The 16,541-nt window shown below is 30.8% G+C and carries 17 protein-coding genes; all 17 read right to left on the minus strand.

Going from position 1 to position 16,541, the window contains the following annotated elements; all coding sequences use genetic code 11:
* Positions 1-144 precede the first annotated feature (144 nt).
* The 17 genes from TD18_RS16115 to TD18_RS16200 all read right to left on the minus strand — a co-directional run bounded on the left by TD18_RS16115 (position 145) and on the right by TD18_RS16200 (position 16,506).
* Positions 145-1,170 carry a DUF4240 domain-containing protein gene (locus TD18_RS16115; RefSeq protein WP_040254731.1) on the minus strand — a complete coding sequence of 342 codons (1,026 nt, stop codon included), beginning with the start codon at positions 1,168-1,170 and terminating at the stop codon, positions 145-147.
* A gap of 159 nt (positions 1,171-1,329) precedes the next feature.
* Positions 1,330-2,304: a hypothetical protein gene (locus TD18_RS16120; RefSeq protein WP_040254732.1), complete on the minus strand. Its 975-nt coding sequence runs from the start codon at positions 2,302-2,304 to the stop codon at positions 1,330-1,332.
* Positions 2,305-2,456: 152 nt separating this feature from the next.
* On the minus strand, positions 2,457-3,170 hold the full coding sequence (locus TD18_RS16125; RefSeq protein ID WP_040254734.1) for a hypothetical protein: 714 nt from the start codon (positions 3,168-3,170) through the stop codon (positions 2,457-2,459).
* Positions 3,171-3,323: 153 nt separating this feature from the next.
* On the minus strand, positions 3,324-4,088 hold the full coding sequence (locus TD18_RS16890; RefSeq protein WP_052461228.1) for a DUF6090 family protein: 765 nt from the start codon (positions 4,086-4,088) through the stop codon (positions 3,324-3,326).
* Positions 4,089-4,344: 256 nt separating this feature from the next.
* Positions 4,345-4,578 (minus strand): hypothetical protein, encoded by a 234-nt coding sequence (locus TD18_RS16140; RefSeq protein WP_040254738.1) that lies wholly within the window; start codon positions 4,576-4,578, stop codon positions 4,345-4,347.
* Positions 4,575-4,814: a hypothetical protein gene (locus tag TD18_RS16145; protein ID WP_040254740.1), complete on the minus strand. Its 240-nt coding sequence runs from the start codon at positions 4,812-4,814 to the stop codon at positions 4,575-4,577. The genes TD18_RS16140 and TD18_RS16145 overlap by 4 nt, the downstream gene beginning before the upstream one ends.
* A gap of 159 nt (positions 4,815-4,973) precedes the next feature.
* Positions 4,974-5,954, minus strand: coding sequence for an AbiH family protein (locus TD18_RS16150; RefSeq protein ID WP_040254742.1), 981 nt, complete (start codon positions 5,952-5,954; stop codon positions 4,974-4,976).
* Positions 5,955-6,154: 200 nt separating this feature from the next.
* The gene (locus TD18_RS16155; RefSeq protein ID WP_040254744.1) at positions 6,155-7,009 is read right to left on the minus strand and encodes a CPBP family intramembrane glutamic endopeptidase; all 855 of its coding nucleotides are present in this window, start codon (positions 7,007-7,009) and stop codon (positions 6,155-6,157) included.
* A 204-nt stretch (positions 7,010-7,213) separates the two neighbouring features.
* A complete protein-coding gene (locus TD18_RS16160; RefSeq protein ID WP_040254746.1) occupies positions 7,214-8,827 on the minus strand; it encodes a hypothetical protein in 1,614 nt (537 codons plus the stop codon).
* A gap of 123 nt (positions 8,828-8,950) precedes the next feature.
* Positions 8,951-9,685, minus strand: coding sequence for a hypothetical protein (locus tag TD18_RS16165; RefSeq protein ID WP_040254747.1), 735 nt, complete (start codon positions 9,683-9,685; stop codon positions 8,951-8,953).
* A 392-nt stretch (positions 9,686-10,077) separates the two neighbouring features.
* Positions 10,078-10,950, minus strand: a complete 873-nt coding sequence (locus tag TD18_RS16170) for a cyanophycinase (protein ID WP_040254749.1) — start codon at positions 10,948-10,950, stop codon at positions 10,078-10,080.
* A gap of 250 nt (positions 10,951-11,200) precedes the next feature.
* Positions 11,201-11,923 (minus strand): DUF6090 family protein, encoded by a 723-nt coding sequence (locus TD18_RS16895; RefSeq protein WP_052461229.1) that lies wholly within the window; start codon positions 11,921-11,923, stop codon positions 11,201-11,203.
* Positions 11,924-12,127: 204 nt separating this feature from the next.
* Complete coding sequence (locus TD18_RS16180) at positions 12,128-12,853, minus strand: DUF6090 family protein (RefSeq protein WP_040254751.1); 726 nt, start codon at positions 12,851-12,853, stop codon at positions 12,128-12,130.
* A 160-nt stretch (positions 12,854-13,013) separates the two neighbouring features.
* A complete protein-coding gene (locus TD18_RS16900) occupies positions 13,014-13,775 on the minus strand; it encodes a DUF6090 family protein (protein ID WP_052461230.1) in 762 nt (253 codons plus the stop codon).
* A gap of 163 nt (positions 13,776-13,938) precedes the next feature.
* Positions 13,939-14,928: an energy transducer TonB gene (locus TD18_RS16190; protein ID WP_040254753.1), complete on the minus strand. Its 990-nt coding sequence runs from the start codon at positions 14,926-14,928 to the stop codon at positions 13,939-13,941.
* A 148-nt stretch (positions 14,929-15,076) separates the two neighbouring features.
* The gene (locus tag TD18_RS16195; protein WP_040254762.1) at positions 15,077-15,613 is read right to left on the minus strand and encodes a DUF2199 domain-containing protein; all 537 of its coding nucleotides are present in this window, start codon (positions 15,611-15,613) and stop codon (positions 15,077-15,079) included.
* Between the two features lie 440 nt (positions 15,614-16,053).
* Positions 16,054-16,506, minus strand: coding sequence for a hypothetical protein (locus TD18_RS16200; protein WP_040254755.1), 453 nt, complete (start codon positions 16,504-16,506; stop codon positions 16,054-16,056).
* Positions 16,507-16,541: the final 35 nt, after the last annotated feature.

A 16,541-nucleotide genomic window follows, 5' to 3' on the forward strand; every position in this document is an offset into this window, starting at 1 on the left:
CCTATTTCAGGAAAGTACAATTCTTAAAATTGTAGCTAACGTGTTCGTGTAATGATTAGTTACGGAAAAGGGCGTTAGTCATTTTCCGATAAGTTACTAAGTTAATTAATTTCAAGGATTTTCCGATAGGTAAATCAGCAGTAATTAATTATACACGGTGTTGGGTGCAGTTTTTTTATGTTCAAATATTTTCCAAATTTCTGGAAATTCCTTTTCTAAATTTTCTTCTTTCCATTCCTTTCCAGATAACTTTTGTTTTTTAACTCTCACAGGCGACATTAATTCGCCAGTTTTATTTTCATAAACATTCTCTGAAAGATAAAACATTTCTTCAAGTTGTGGGTCTTCGTCAAAGTGTTGTTTTAAATTCGGAATGGTTAGAGTTTTAATGTCTTTAAATGTTTTTTTTCCTTTTGAAATTACCCAAGCCTTAAAATAGTCAAATGCATCATCACCACATCCACGTCTTGCAATATATGCCAAAGCCCAAATTTCCCAGCGATTTAATTCTTGGCATTTAGTCAAAAATGTTCTTTCGAATTTTTTTATTTCTGTCGGTTTGAATTCCTCTAATTGATTAGATAGATTTTCTATAAAATCAATTTTGTCCTCTGATTTTTTTCTGTTTAATTCAATAAGTTGCCAAAATAGTTCTTCGTCAATCTTTCTTTTATCTGTTGTTTTTTTTGGTCTAGGTTTTTCTAATGTATTAACATTATCTAATATGGAATTTAGTTTTGTGATTTCAGTTGCGTTGTTAAAAATGGATAATCCTTTTTTAAATCTATCAATTCCATCTTTAATCAACGTTTTTTGGTTTGATATTCTTTCCGTCCAATTTTGGTAGCGATTTCCACTTTCTTTGTAGTATTTTAAGTAGGTCCAAAAATCATTTACACGAATCCTTAATAAACCTTTCCAAAATTTAATAAATTCCTTTTCAAGTTTGTTCTCTATTAAGTTCTTTTCCAGAGGTTCAAAGAATTCATCCCATTGTCCAGAATCCCAATTTTCGTGAATAAAAGCAATCAATTCAGAATATCGTTTTTGTTCAATCCATTTATCACGAGTATCGTCTCTATTTTGTTCCCAAGACTGTTCTGAAAGATTAGATTTTTTTCTTTCTTGATAATATTGACCAACTTCGTCTAAAAATTTTCCGTAACTCAATGTCGTTCGTTTTAAATTGCACCCAACGGTTTTGTGTATGGTTTCGTTGCGTCTGCACTAAGTTAGCAAATAAACAGGAACCCATTGTTCAGAAGCGATAGAAATTCCGATAGGAATTTCCGAGCAATGAACTATACACGTTGTTGGCAGTTGGGTTTTTTATTTGCCGAACCATGTTATGAAATCTGATGGTAAATATTCAGCTCCTAATTCTGGACCAGGTTTTAGTGCTTGAAAACAATCCAAAACTTCTGAAGGTATACTTAAATTACTATTAGGATTTTTAATGTAAACTTTAAATGGAAACTCACCTGACCTTCCATAGTCAAGAGGATGTAAGCACATATCAGGCAAAGGCTCGTCACGAGTTCCTCTTTTTATAGGTCTTAGGTGTCGAGTAATAATAACACAATCAACATTCGGGAATTTAAGGACCTCATCCTTTTCGTTTATTGCGAATGAATTTTCTGTAAATAGTCCAGATTGAGGGCTCGTAAGTGAGGATATTGGTTCATAGATAAAATCATCCCAAACAATTACTAATACACCATAAAATTCAGGGTTATCAGCTTTAAATCCGGCAAATTTTTTATCCGTACTTATTAAGAAATCTTTTACTGGATTGTCTCTTGGCAACATTGTTTTTTCAATATCCACAGATTTTATGATTCCACTTCTTGAGGGTAATTGTTGTGGCTTTGTTCCACGTTCATTTTGTTTTTTAACTAATTCAGGTGCTTTTACCTCAATTCCAACTTCAAATTGTTTGTACTTGATTAAAAGCTCTGGATTTTTATTTGATTTAGTTGATGTTGGTTCATAAATGTATTCAACCAGTTCAGGCCAGTCAAATGAAATTGCATGATGGACAATCAGTAATTCTGCCAATACTTGCAGTAGTTGGTCATAATGCTTTGTTTCATTTTCTTTATTATTTATTGAAGCAATTTTGTTTATGTAATCAAGTCCTGCATTTGTGATTTGGTTTTCAATCTCCAGTATTGCATCGACTATTGATTTGGCTAATAAATGTTCACTGCCCTTATTATATAAGTCAAAATGATACTTAAAGAAATGCCACTTTTTAAAAATGTCCGATTCGAGTATTTTATCTATAATTTCTTTCTTTGTCATGATGTTTTTACCTTACTGCCAACGTGCTTGTGTATGATTTGTGCGATTGAGAATCCGCAGGATTTTCAGTCGTTGGAAATCATATTGTTAAATATATAAATTTTTAATTGAAGTAGGAGTAAAGCATGAATTATACACGTTGTTGTAAGCAGTTAGTTGAATCGATTAATATTACTTTTAAAATAATTTTCAATGTTTGGTTTCTGGTCAGTTTGTCTAAATTTGAATATTTTATTTTCAGTTCTTTTTTTGTTAGTCCTGAATTCCATTTCACTTTTTATTACAAAACTTGTGTCCGATTTTATAGTTCCGTTTAATTCATATAAATATGCTGAATTGAAAGAGTCTTTTGTTGGATTTTGCATTTCAATGCTATAGAATTGAACTTTAATATTATTATTATCAATTTCGGCTAAACCTTTATCACCAATGTCTTTAGGACTAAATCCACAAATACGTTTAGTTCTTCTTTCAGATGAGTTTTGGGATTTTAGCATTAGTTCAATTGTTTTGTGTGCGCTCTCATATGTGTTTTCATAAGTGTCTTTTTCTGCACAATAAAAATGTGAAAGTCCGTTAATTCCTCCAACTTTAATTATAAAACCATCTTCGTAAATAAAAAATACAGATAAATATTTTATTTTTTTTATTCCTGTTTTTCTTATGTAATCGTCAATAAAAGGTGGTGAATTTTCTCCAAATTCAAATTCGAATTCAGTATAATAATATCCATTTAACTTTAGTGATTGATTATTGATTGAGTTGTTTTCAAAATCAATTAGTTTATCTTTATGATGCGTTTTAAAAATTCCGCAAGAATAGAAAGTCAAAACGATTATAATTGTAAGTAATATTCTATTTCTCAAGATTTTTTCGTTTAATTGCTTACAACGTGTTGTGTATGATTTGTGCGATTGAGAATCGGTAGATTTTCAGTCGAGGCAAATCAGTTGTTTAAATATAAGATTTTTAATTGAAGTAGAAGTAGAGCATGAATTATACACGTTGTTGTGCTTTCGTTATTTTATTATTTCTGAATCAAGGTCAACTAAAATTTGTTCTATTTGTTCTTTTATTCCACCAAAAAACCTTTGTCCATTTGTTGCATTAATTGTTAAATAGAAATCCAGAAGAGTGTTTTCAAATTTAATTAAACCAAAAACTTTTTTATTGCTCACACTATCGGAAATCGATTGATGTTCAAAATTAAAGCCTTTATTAATCAATACTTTTCGAACACTTCCATTTTCATTTAATTGTTTTTGCAGTTCTTTGTGAATTTCGAGAATAGAAACTTCTTGTATTTTTAAAAAATCCAATGTACTCTCAAAAGAGGCAATCTTTTGTCTTAGTTTTTCATCTTGAATTAAATTGAGGTTTCCAGAGCTAATAATATCAGTCAGCACTCCTTTTGAAGGTATATAAGTCGTGACTCCTTTAAAAACTGAATGTATAATATTTGATGTTTCTTTTTCACTTATCGTGTCACGAACATTATCATCAAATAAAGTAAGCATATTCTCAACTGCTTTCACTTGATTATAATTTTCTGTGAGACAATTGTTTATTTTCTCTAAGTTTGTTTTAAATTCAGATTGGAGAGACAACAAATAAGCCTGTTCTATTTTCCTTTGTTGTCTATTGTTATTGTGATTATTTATTGATAGAGCAATCAAAATTCCGATAACCACAAGTACTATTTCTCCAATAGCATACTTAAAATACTTTCCAGTTCTGTTTTCCGTTAGCAAGTTTTGTCTAATTTTTCTAAAGAATTTTATCATTGGTTAGTGGTTTGTCATAATGAAGCACAACGTGTTCGTGTATGGTTTGTACGGAATTCAGCCGAACGTTTTGCGGTTCGGATGAGCCAGTTTTTTCTGGCGAAAATTCCGTTGGGAAACAAAGCGAGCGGTTGAGCTTGCAAAATGTTTCCTGAAATAAATATAGTTAAATAAAGTGAGAATTTTTCAGCTGGAAAAATTAGGTAGTATTGACCATACACGTTGTTGTGTGTAGTTTAGAACTAAAAACTATATTTTATTCTTCAATAGGCTGATTAGTAATCATGTGTATTTCAGACCAAGGAACAAAAATAGAATTGTCAAACTTCTTAAAATCAGCATACATAAAATCAACCAAACTTACAGTTTTTATAAAAGGATTAGAAATAAACTCTATAAATACTCCATTAATATCAATATGGATATCACCAACAGTTTGATCTAAATCAATATATGGGAATTTTTTATCATCATTAAATATCAATTTCATAGAATATCAATTAATGATTTAATTAACTCCTTTACTTGACCAGGATTTAGTTTTATGTCTATACATTGATGATGAAGACCTTTAGGATGATTTAATACAACACTGAGACATGTTTCATGAGAAAACATTTCTTCATCCATTCTACTTAATTCTATTGTAGTTGGAACTTCTAAATCCATATCGCCATTGTATTGAATTGTCGTAAGTTTTTCAATTCGTATTATGTTTTTTGTCATTTTATTTCGAGTTTATAAAAAGATAATTACTAAATATAATTAGACTGTTAAATTACACACAACGTGTTCGTGTTATGATTAGTTACGGAAAAGGGCGTTAGTCATTTTCCGAGTACACACAGACTAGCAATTGATTATACACGTTGTTAGCAATAGTACTTATAAGTACACATCACTAAACATATCAGTGTTTAATCCAATAAATATTCTATTTCTTGCTAAATTTTTTTCTTCTTTACTAAGATTTGTCTTTATAAGAAATTTTTCAATAATTTTTCTTTCAGTCCTCATTTTTTTCTGAGGAAGCAATTCATCTATTAATGGATCAATATCATAAATAATCAATCTAATATCTTTTTTTAAACATTCACCAATTAATTCCCACCAACATTTGTCTGTTTCACCAATTGAAGAACCGAATAAGCAAATTAGATTTGCTTGTTTAATTCTAGTTATAACTCTTTGATCAATAGTTGTTCTTGATGCTTGATTAGCTGCACTTTTTATAATGAGCTCAAAAATGTCCTGATTATTATGAAATTCTTCGTTTTCAACTTGTGATATATCATTTAATCCGAAGATTAAGCGTCTATTGGTATATCCATGAATATGGTCGATACTTCTGAGTGTATTACTTAAACCATTATGATGATTGCCTATATTTATATTCTTAAATTCATTGCCAAGCATCTCTTCCAATACTTTTGTATAATTGAAAGTTACTATATCAGTTGTCCAAGTAAGATTTTTGAAATTGTTTTTGAATTTAGTTATTTGATTTTTATCAGCTGGTAATAGAACATTTTCAGGATTAGCTAGATATTCATGAATTTTTCTTTTATTCACTTTAGAGAAATCAAACTTGTCTTCTTGCTTTTTTAAGTATTCTCCTAAATTTTTTGCTATATCTGTAACAATCAAATCTAATTCTTCTAATGAAGTTATTTTTGAAGTGTGTTTACCAAATGCAAATTCCATATCTGACCAATTAACATGGTCATTTGCTATTTCTTCTTTAAGTTTGTTAATTATTGAATTATCAGAATGTACTGCTCTATAGTATTGGTAAAAATCAGGATATCTTGTTTTAATTCCATGGTTTATATCAAAACCATTTCCAATTAAATGGATAATTCGCATATTGATTTATAAATTATTGTTCTTGTTTAAATATGTATTTGACAGGTATTATTGCTAACGTGTTTGTGTATGGCTTAGTTGCGTGGTTTAGCAACTAAGTTAGCAAACTTTTACGAACCCGAGAAAATTCCAACGGAATTTTCGTACGTAAGCTCAAAAAAGCAATTAACTATACACGTTGTTAGGCGCTTTGTTTTTATTTACATTTTTTCTTTAATTGCTTTTCTCCAAAAGTAAATTCCAAAAACACAAGTAACAATTGTAAACATAATTCCATTTTCTCCAAGCCAATGTTCTGTTCCTTCAATTTTTGTTGTTAAAGGAGGCATTATTTTTTGTATATAAACATTACTTACTGCGTGGAAAATTACTGCTGGCCAGAGACTTTTAGATTTAAAAGTATAGTATGTCATAGTAAACGACATAAAAATACAAGTAGTCAAAAAGGCTAAAAATTCCAATATTGCATTATTACTATAGTAAACGAACAACGGCCAATGCCAAGCTGCCCAAATAATTCCACTAAAAACAGAAACACTTGTAAAAGAAAGCACTTTTCTTAATTCATAAATAAAAAAACCTCTCCATCCAATTTCTTCTCCTAAAGTGGTTGCGGCTGATCTAATAACTTCAACAGTTCCTAACAAGAGTATGGCTATTACTACAATAGGTATGGTGTTTAAAGTTCCTATTCCCATTAATTGAAGTTCTTTAGCCCATTCAGTAATAACATCTGCATTTGCTAAATTTCCAAATCCAAAAATCCAGATGAGTATATAGGTAATTATACCAGCTAAAGCTGGAATAAAATAAGACAATCGAATGTATTTCCAATCTCCCCAATTCCAATTTAGAGATGAAATCTTACGACCTTTTATTTTTAAGGTAATAAATGCAGCAATTGCAGGACACCACATTATAGCTCCAACATATATTCGTGATGGATATAAATTAACTATGGCATAATGAAAAGGTGAAGTAAGAAGAATAACGATTGCAAGAAATAGAAAGATTGTTTTCCAAGTTTCTTTTCGTTCCGATAAATTTTGTGGCATAAGGTTTTAATAATGGTTTGTTTATGGAAGACGAAGAGATTATGGTTTTGTTACATTGCGCCTAACGTTGAGAATATGCGTAGTGCGGGATTTAAAGGCACTTCACTATCAAACCGCTACAATATTTATTAAATGTTTTAATGTTCAAATTTACAAAATCGCCCCGCATTACGTATATTTATTGTTGTGCGTTCGGCATTATTTCTACTTCTCATATATTACCAATCTAATCCCGTAATATTTTCTGTTATATGATAAATATAGTTCAATCCCTGAATTTGTTTCCCAAGTTCTCCTCGTAAAATGCTTTTCGTCTCCATTCTCTATCCGTGTTCCTATTTTTTGGGAGATATAATCAATTAGAAACTTAGTTTTATTATCAAACGTTTCCTTTGCATGCTCTTCAGATTCTGAGTCCATGAGGTTTCTCTTATAATCCCAATCAATCGAAACAACACGAACTAAATTACTGTCTTTAGTTCCGTAATACATGATTGAATTTGAGAATGTTGAATCCTCTTTCACCAAATATGACCTACATGTGTCAATGGTATAGTTATTAGGATTCCAGTCATTACCAACGCTAATGTAATGATTTGGAGTAATATCAAAGCTTCCCCATGACTGCTCTTTTGAATCAATAGAGCTAAATTCTAAGTTACTGAGATTTGGTAAAATTGTTTTCAATCGATTTACAAAGATGGTGTCTGCTCTTTCGGCTCCAATAAGTCTAGGTTTTAATTCCGCACTGTTCTTTAAATATGTTACATGAATCTCATTGACTATCATTTCCAACAAGCCAAAAATCTGCTCGTCATTTGTTCGGAATTTAAGTAACTCGTTGTTTCCATTTAAGTTTGAACAGCGGTATGAAAAATGCCAGTTATAAAAACTTACATTATCCAAGATTTTTTGATAGGGTTCAATAACATATCCACGATGTCTGGCAATAAATGCTGCTGTGTCAGTTTCGTAGATATGTAATAGTTTGTTATTTAAAACAAATGAACTTACAATGTGAGATTGAAAGTTAAAGTCGAAATAGTCAACAGTTGTATCTTGAAACACATAGACAAATCCTTTCGGTTCGCCATACCAAGAATAGGATTTTCCAGTTGATTCAATGTTTTCATATGTTATGTCATCAGTGCACTTGTTCAGCAAACGAGGATTCTTAATCTTAATTACTTGAAATGAGTTTGTGAGATAATAAATCGAATCAATTTTGTTTACCAAAGGAGTCGTAGCTTCTAATACGTATTCTTGTCCTGTGCTTTTTTCCTTGAACCACGTTTTTCCTCCCCACTCTCCAAAATCTAACGAGAACACTTGAAAACTATCATCCTCATAAATTAAGTCGTCCGTTTTGTCAATCTTAATCCATTTGTGATTTTCTAAATCAAGGTAATAACTCTGCTTGTCCATATAAGGTTTTAGAATCAGGCTATCATTCTTCGCGTAAAAATCTAAATACACAGCCTTCATTTCTTTGGGACAATCGACAATTCTTTCCACTTGTCCATTCGAAAATATGTACAACCACCTTTTCCCATAGCCTCCATACTTTAAAACTCGCTGTTTAATAAGAACATAATACTTATCTTGGTACTTCAAGGCATGAGTCATTTCACCCTTTATATCCACTGGGATTGTGTCTTGATACAATGAATACCCGCTATCAAAGTGTATTACAGATGAATTCTTTTTATTATCAGCATTCGAACATGCCAAAAGTAAAATCGGGATAATCAGATATATTATTGGTTTATTTTTCACTTTACTTTCAATATTTGCAGCTCGTTCTCCTTGCTGACGCACAACGTGTTCGTGTTATGATTAGTTACGGAAAAGGACGAGAGTCGTTTTCCGTTAAGTTACTAATTTAATTAATTTCGAGGATTTTCCGCTAGGTAAATCAGTAGTAATTAATTATACACGTTGTTAGCAGCTGTTGTTTCTTTTCTTTTGGACTGCTTTTTCTATTCTCTCAAATTTTTCTTTTAATGAATTTATTTTACTTTCCAAAGTCCAACTTTTCGTTTCCAATATTAACTCGTCAAGTTCAGACATATGATTGTAGAAATCATTGAAATGTGCTTTTGTCGGACTTTCAATTAAATCCTCAACAGCTTGTCCGATTTTTTCATAAGCACTAAATAAAATGTCAATTTTTACAAAATCCAATTCTTTCAGTTTTTTTGAGGTACTTGGATTAATTTTGGTATTCTGACTGTTCAAAGCTGTATGCCATTGTCCGTGAGCAATTTTGTTCCTTATTTGGCTTGGTTCAATTATAAATTCTTTTATTAATCTTTCAAGCCTTTGCTTTTTATTTTGTAGTTCTCCTTTGTTAGCTTGATTATCTATTTTTTGGAACGCTAATTCAAGGCATTTCGTCCACTTTTGTTCTAAACTTCTTGTGCGAATTCTGTTGCCAACAATTTCGGCATTAACTTGTTTAATTTCGTTATCGCTTAATCCATATGGTGTATGAATAGTTTTTAAAAAACAAACTTCCATAAAGGATGAATACAATAAAGCGTAAAGAGTAGTTAGGACGTCAAAAGAGGATTTTTCATTTCTTTTTATAGAGTTATTAAACAAACGTTTTAGTTTCGCTCGTTGTCTTTTAATTTCTCTTACATTTTGAACACTTGCTTTATAAACTTCTAACATATTTTAAATAAAAAAGGGCTTATAGTGAGTATTTAGTCAATACGCACTACAAGCCCGGATTTGAACCGGGAACTTCCCATTGCTGGGTGCTTTGCCTTATTAAGCTACAAGTCCATCGTAAATATACTAATTTTATTAATTAGCTAAATGTTGGTTTTCAATTGCTGCTAACGTGTTTGTGTAAGGTTTGTTGCGGGATTTTAGCCTTGCGTTTTGGCGTTAGGCTGAGCCTTTTTTGGCGAAAATTCCGCTTGGAAACAAAACGCAAGGCTAAACTTATTGAAATGTTTCTTAATTAAATGTACTAAAGTTTTTGTAATTATTATTCCGATGGAATAGAGAAGTAGCAATTAACTTTACACGTTGTTAGCTACTGTGACTATCCATAATGTTCAGTTCCGAATGACTTTTCTATCTCTTAAATTATACTTATCTCCGCTTTTTAAAAAATAGAATAATTGGTTTGTATTCGGTAATTTTTTATGAGTATCCTCATCAAAAGGATTAGACTCAATAGACCAAAATGATTTGTCGTAGATAATAACATAGCTTTCTCCGATGACTTCTAGAATATCTCCTTTGACTACAATAGCTGTACTCTCATCAATTCCGACACCCAAAAGTTCAGGTTTTTTCTTTAGGATTGTAAACATATCGAACTGTCGATTTCTGCTTAAGACGTGTTGGTCAATCGCAATATTTGAAATAAAACCGAATCCGATTTCGTGGTCTCCCATCATTATTTGATTGTTTTTTGTATCTCCTCTTGCTAGATAGGAACCTTGTATTGTTGCTCCAGCTGAAGAACCAGCAATCACGCCACCTCTGTCCAATAAATTTAATAGTTCTTCGTGTACTTTGGTATTTAAATAGCTGTCTGCTATTCTCCAATGTCTACCACCAGTAAAATAAATACCAGTAGCTTCTTTAATCGGTTTTACAAATTCGTCTGTATTTGCCTCAATAGAATCGCTTGTGTGTAAAATAGTAAAATTTGGGATACCATATTCTTTGAAATTTCTTTTAAGTAGCAAAGAATCTATTTCGTTATTCATAACAAATGCAGTTGGTATAACCACTATTTTTGCAGAATCTCCACCAGCTAGTTTCCGAAATTCTTTCATAATGTTAGTGTGACCAATTTCTCCACCACCAATCGCTATAAGCGTTCCATTTTTATTTCCAGTAGTTACTCTATTTTCCTGTGCAATATTCTCAATAGGTAAGAATAATGTGATAAAAAGTAGGAATAGTATTTTTAACATTTGTAGTTCTTAATTTTTCTACGTGAGTTTTTAGGTCATTGTAGCTAACGTGTTTGTGTATATCTTGTTGCGGAATAAGCCGACGCTATTTTAGCTTCGGATGAGCCACACGTGGCGAAAATTCCGTTGGAGGAAAATAGCAAGGCTTGGACCTTAAAATTTTCCGATAAGTTAAATATACAAATTGTATTTAAAATTTCTATGCTATTAAAAATAGTAGCAATGAGATATACACGTTGTTGTGCTTTCGTTATTTTAATAATTCTTTATCAATCAATTCTAAAACCAAATCAATTTCTTGTTTTAATTCTGAATAGTAATGAGTGTTTAGATATCTCGATGTTAAAATGAAATCTACGAGTTGATTTTCTAATTCTTGAGACTGTAATAAGTGAAGGTTTCCAAGTTTAAATTTACTTTTACCTATTCCAAAATCCTCCCATTGTTCTCCAATCAACATTTTTTTTACATTACCTTGAGTGTTCATAAGGGCAATTATGTCACGCCTTAATTCCGAATGTTCTTCTTCCTGAAATTTAACTTTATACAGTTTTCCATAGTAAGAAGATAAAGTAAATTTTAGTTTATCATTGCTGAAAACCGTAAGTTTTCCAGAACTAATGATTTCATCTAATACAGCTTGATTTGGACGAAATTGTACTTCCCAATTTGTCATATTCATAGCCAAGTCAGCAAATTCTTTTTCTGTAATACTTGGGCTATCTGGTCCCATAAGGTTTGAAAGTTCTACAGCATTATCCCGATTAAATGTATTACTCTTAACAACACTATCTAATTCAATAAGATTATGATTAAATTCTTCCTTTAAAGAGACGAGATACTCTTGTTCAACATATCTTTCTTTGGAATTCTCATTCCAATTATTTATTTGAAGAGCTATTAAAATTCCAATTACCACAAGTACAATTTCTCCTATGGCATACTTTAAATACTTTCCAGTTTTGTTTTCCATGAGCAAGTTTTGGCGAATTTTCCTAAAGAATTTTATCATTGGTTAGCGGTTTCTGATAATGAAGCACAACGTGTTCGTGTAATGGCTAGTTGCGTTGGCGAGAACTAAGTTAGCAAAAAGAAACCGAACCAGTAGGAAAATCCGATAGGATTTTCCGAGTACACACAGACTGAGCAATTAGTTATACACGTTGTTGTGCTTTCGTTATTTTTTGATTTCTAATTCGATTAAAATATTGATTTTTTTAAGAAATTCCAGCAGTTCATACTCTTCGTCTAAACCTTCTTGCCTGACAGTAGTATTGAAATCTACCCACCAAATAAATTCAGGATTTCGAAAAGATTTTTTGTTATCCCTTGAGAGTATGTTATAATCTATTATTTCTCTTTTTGATGCAATCTTTGGCCAATAATATTCTCCTCTTAATTTTTCTATCACTTTAGTTGATTCGTTTGCATCGATGATAAATTCATTTATTGAAGACAACATATATCTTATTTCTTTATTTTGAATAAGATTAATTTTACCTGAATTTATTACTGAATTCAAAATACCAAGTTTAGGGTCGTAGGTATAATTATAGTTCATTATAATTAAGATAGTTTTCAAGCTATCATTGGAAATATTATTTAGCTTGTTAGTGTCAATTATCATTGATTTAATTTCCTCTCCAGCAACCAAAGATTTTTCGTGTTCAGCTATAATTATTTCCAGTGCCTCTATATTAGATTTTATCTCTGCTTTTAAATCAAAAAGAGTTTCTTTTTCAGAATCAGAGTCTATTCTTTTTTTGTTCCAATTACTAACTTGCAATGCAATTAGTATTCCAATAACCACAAGAATAATTTCTCCAATTGCATAAATCAGATACTTTCTGAATTCATTTTCAGAGAGTAATTTTTGTCTAATTTTTCTAAAGAATTTAATCATTGGTTAGCAGTTTCTGATAATGAAGCACAACTGTTTTGTGTATGATTTGTGCGGCTGAGAATCCGCAGGATTTTCAGATGTAGCAAATCAGTTGTTTAAATATAAGATTTTTAATTGAAGTAGAAGTGTAGCATGAATTATACACGTTGTTGTGCTTTCGTTATTTCTTTTCGTTCAATTCCTTTTCTATTAAAATTATTAAACCTTTAATTTCTGTATCAAGGTTTTTCCGAAAATCAATCACATCTTGGGTAAATGACAATTTCATACCAAGAAGATTTCTTATTCTTTTAATTTCTAGTACTTGCAAATAATTATTTTTCGATTCGTTTTCAATATTAATAATTGGTATGTTAGATTTTACTAAAGGGATGAAATTGATGTCGTTTTCAAGTATATCATCTATACGAATTTGATGCACGCTCAATCTGTCTTCGAGAATGTCATTGAGTTTATTTTGGCGAAACTCTAATTCTGTAAATTTTTCATTAATATTTTTATTCTTAATTAAACTCAATTTATTAGTGCTTTTCAAATTATTGTATGAGTTAAAAGTTGGCATATCGCTTTGTAAATCCCAAACGGCATTTTTGAAAATCGAGTCACTAATTATTTCAGTGTTTACTTTAGTATTATTGGAGTTAACTCCAAGAATTTGAATCAAGTTCTGCTTAAGTTGGTTCTCTTCAGATATTAGTTGTTCAGATTGAATTTTTGATAAATTTAAATTTTCTAATAAGTTTTCTAAAGTAGCTCTTTCTTCAATAGAATTTTTTCTGTTTTCATTCCAATTATTAATTGATAGAGCAATTAAAATTCCAATTACGACAAGAATTATTTCTCCGATAGCATAAGTCAGATATTTCCCGAACTTATTTTCGGTCAGAGTTTTTTGCCTAATTTTTCTAAAGAATTTTATCATAGGTTAGTGGTTGGTCATAATGAAGCACAACGTGTTCGTGTTATGGTTAGTTACGGGAAAGGACGCGAATCGTTTTCCGCTTAGGACTAAGTTAATTAATTTCGAGGATTTTCCGCTAGGTAAATCAGTAGTAATTAATTATACACGTTGTTGTAACACGTTTTTATTTATTCATTTGTTCTTCAAGCTCTCCTTTTTCGTAAGCTTTATAATATTTTTTTGTCTTTGAATTCATTGGAACATTATTTTCCTTATCTCCAATAAATTCTAATAAGATTTTCGCTCCTCCAAGTTGAACTTCTTTTACATCTTCTTGTTCGCTATATTTCTGTCCATCATTTGGTTTGCACTCCAAAATTCGGTTGTGATTTATCTTTTGGTCTAATCCGTAGTTGATCATTGCAACAACATAAAGAAATTGTTGTTTGTTTTCGTTCGTTAAAGCGTCGTAGAATTTTCCAAAGGTTGGTATTCCTATTCCAATATCTTTATTCATCCAAAATCCAACAATTTGAGTGGCTGATTTAAATTCAGTGCCATTTGGATAAACTGGATTTGAAAAAATATATTGACTTGCATCGAAAATCAAATTTTCATAGTCCTCATATTTTGGGTTTTCTTCGTTTTTCATTTTTTCCAAAGAAACCGAAAAGAGTTCGTTTGATGAAGAAGGAAAGGTGAATGAAGTCCAAAGTCTTGATTTAACGATTTTGTCATTAAATTTTCCTGGTTTGAATTCGATTGAATTAAGTGCCTCTTTTATGAGTTCGTTCGTTGATTCCGAATTTGGATATGAACTTACAGTTACATTTTCAACCTGTGAATCCTCTTTAACTGTCAAATAAACATAAACATTGCCTTTAAATTCGATATTTGATGGAAGTTTAGGGTAAATAAAGTTTCTTAAATTTTGTTCGGAACAAGCAATTTGTTCTTTTTCCGAAAGTCCAGAATCACAATCATTTTCAAATGGTAATTCGGTCAAAACTGCATAATGATAAATCCCCTCTTTTTCTTGTTTAAACGGCTTTACTTTATATCCTCTTTCAGCTGTTTTGTCGGCATCCAAAAAATGTCCTTTTGGTATTTGTCCAATTCCAATGAATGGAATTAGAAGTAAAAAAGTCAGAATGTTTAATTTGTATTTCTTCATTTTGTTGTTTTGGTCAAATGTGTTACAACGTGTTTGTGTATGATTTCGTTGCGTGTTTCAGCAACTAATTTAGCAAATACAAACCGAATAGAAAATCCGCGAGGATTTTCGAAAGTAGGCTAGAACTAGCAATAAACTATATACGGTGTTACCCAACGTTTTTTATCATTTCGTTTATTCTGTTTTCCGCTTCTGTTTTTGAAATTCCGCCGTAATAATCTCGAACAAAAGGATGGTCAAAATCTTCGTGAGGAAAAATTTCAGGTCTGTCATTTCCACTTTTTGTCATTACGTCGCAAGGAATTGAAGATGTATCTCCATATTCAGGAATATTGCTACATAACCAACCAAAATATCCAGTTTCGTGATTCGGATTATTGTAATTTTCTTTATATTCTAAATAACTTTTTTCGCTTAATGATACCCAAAGTCCGTATTCCAAAGTTTCACAAGCGCCTTTTACTTTTTGAGTAAGTGTTACTCTTATAAAACGGTCAATTTGGTCTTCGTAATGAATTTCGCAAAAGTCCGATTCTAATTTTCCAAGTTCAGTTTTTTCTTTATCGGATAGAAAGTCGTAATTCGCAGGCGACTTAAATGCTAAAGCAGGCCATTCCGAATGGACATTTCCACATTCAGAGCATTTAAATTCCGTTTTTTTATTTTTCTTTCTTTTCCAGAACATTAATTTCTCTGTTTTATAAAAATTAGACACGAAATTATTGTCAAAAACAAAATTCCGATTGTTCCATAAATTATTAAATTCAACCACATTCCTACATTGTGAATTCCTGAAGCAAATTTGTTTAATAACGGTTCAGCCGAAAAAAACAAAACGATTGTCAAAATGACAAAAGTTAATAAATGAATTCCTATGATTTTTCGTTTTCTCAATGTTTCTCTCAAATGTTGGGTAACGTGTTTGTGTAAGGTTTGTTGCGGGATTTTAGCCTTGCGTTTTGGCGCTGGGCTGAGCCTTTTTTGGCGAAAATTCCGTTTGGAAACAAAACGCAAGGCTAAACTTAACGAATTGTTTCTTAAGTAAATGTACTAAAGTTTTTGTAATTATTATTCCGATGGAATAGAGAAGTAGCAATTAACTTTACACGTTGTTAGCACATGTGATTATTCTGATAGTTTCAATAATGGAGAATCAGATGATAATTTACCATATTTAGTTTGTCTTCCGCTATCGATCCTTTCAACAATTAATACTTTTTTATTTAGTTTTATTATTTTAAAAAATGGTTTGTCATCTTCACCTAAATAAATTAGATCATCTTTAATTATAAATTCATTCGTTAGTTTTAATCCAAACATTTTTTGTGTTAAAGTTTCATTTTCAAAAGTCAGGAAAAAATTCAGCGAACCAGTTTCTTCGTATTCTTTTTCTAAATTTATGGTTTTTATCTCTCCGTTTTCAGTTTCCTCTGTTAACGTTTTTATGTTTGATTTAGGAGCATTTTTATCCGTGAAATGCCATACACCTTTTATTAAATCAGTTTGTTTTTTTTGACATGATGCGATTAGACAGTTTGCAATTAAGAATAATGCAATAATTGTGGTTTGTTTTTTCATTCTGTTTGTATTTTAGTTTTTCATTTGTGCTAACG

Origin of the sequence: Psychroserpens mesophilus, assembly GCF_000826645.1 — a bacterium.
In the GTDB taxonomy this organism is placed as follows: domain Bacteria; phylum Bacteroidota; class Bacteroidia; order Flavobacteriales; family Flavobacteriaceae; genus Psychroserpens; species Psychroserpens mesophilus.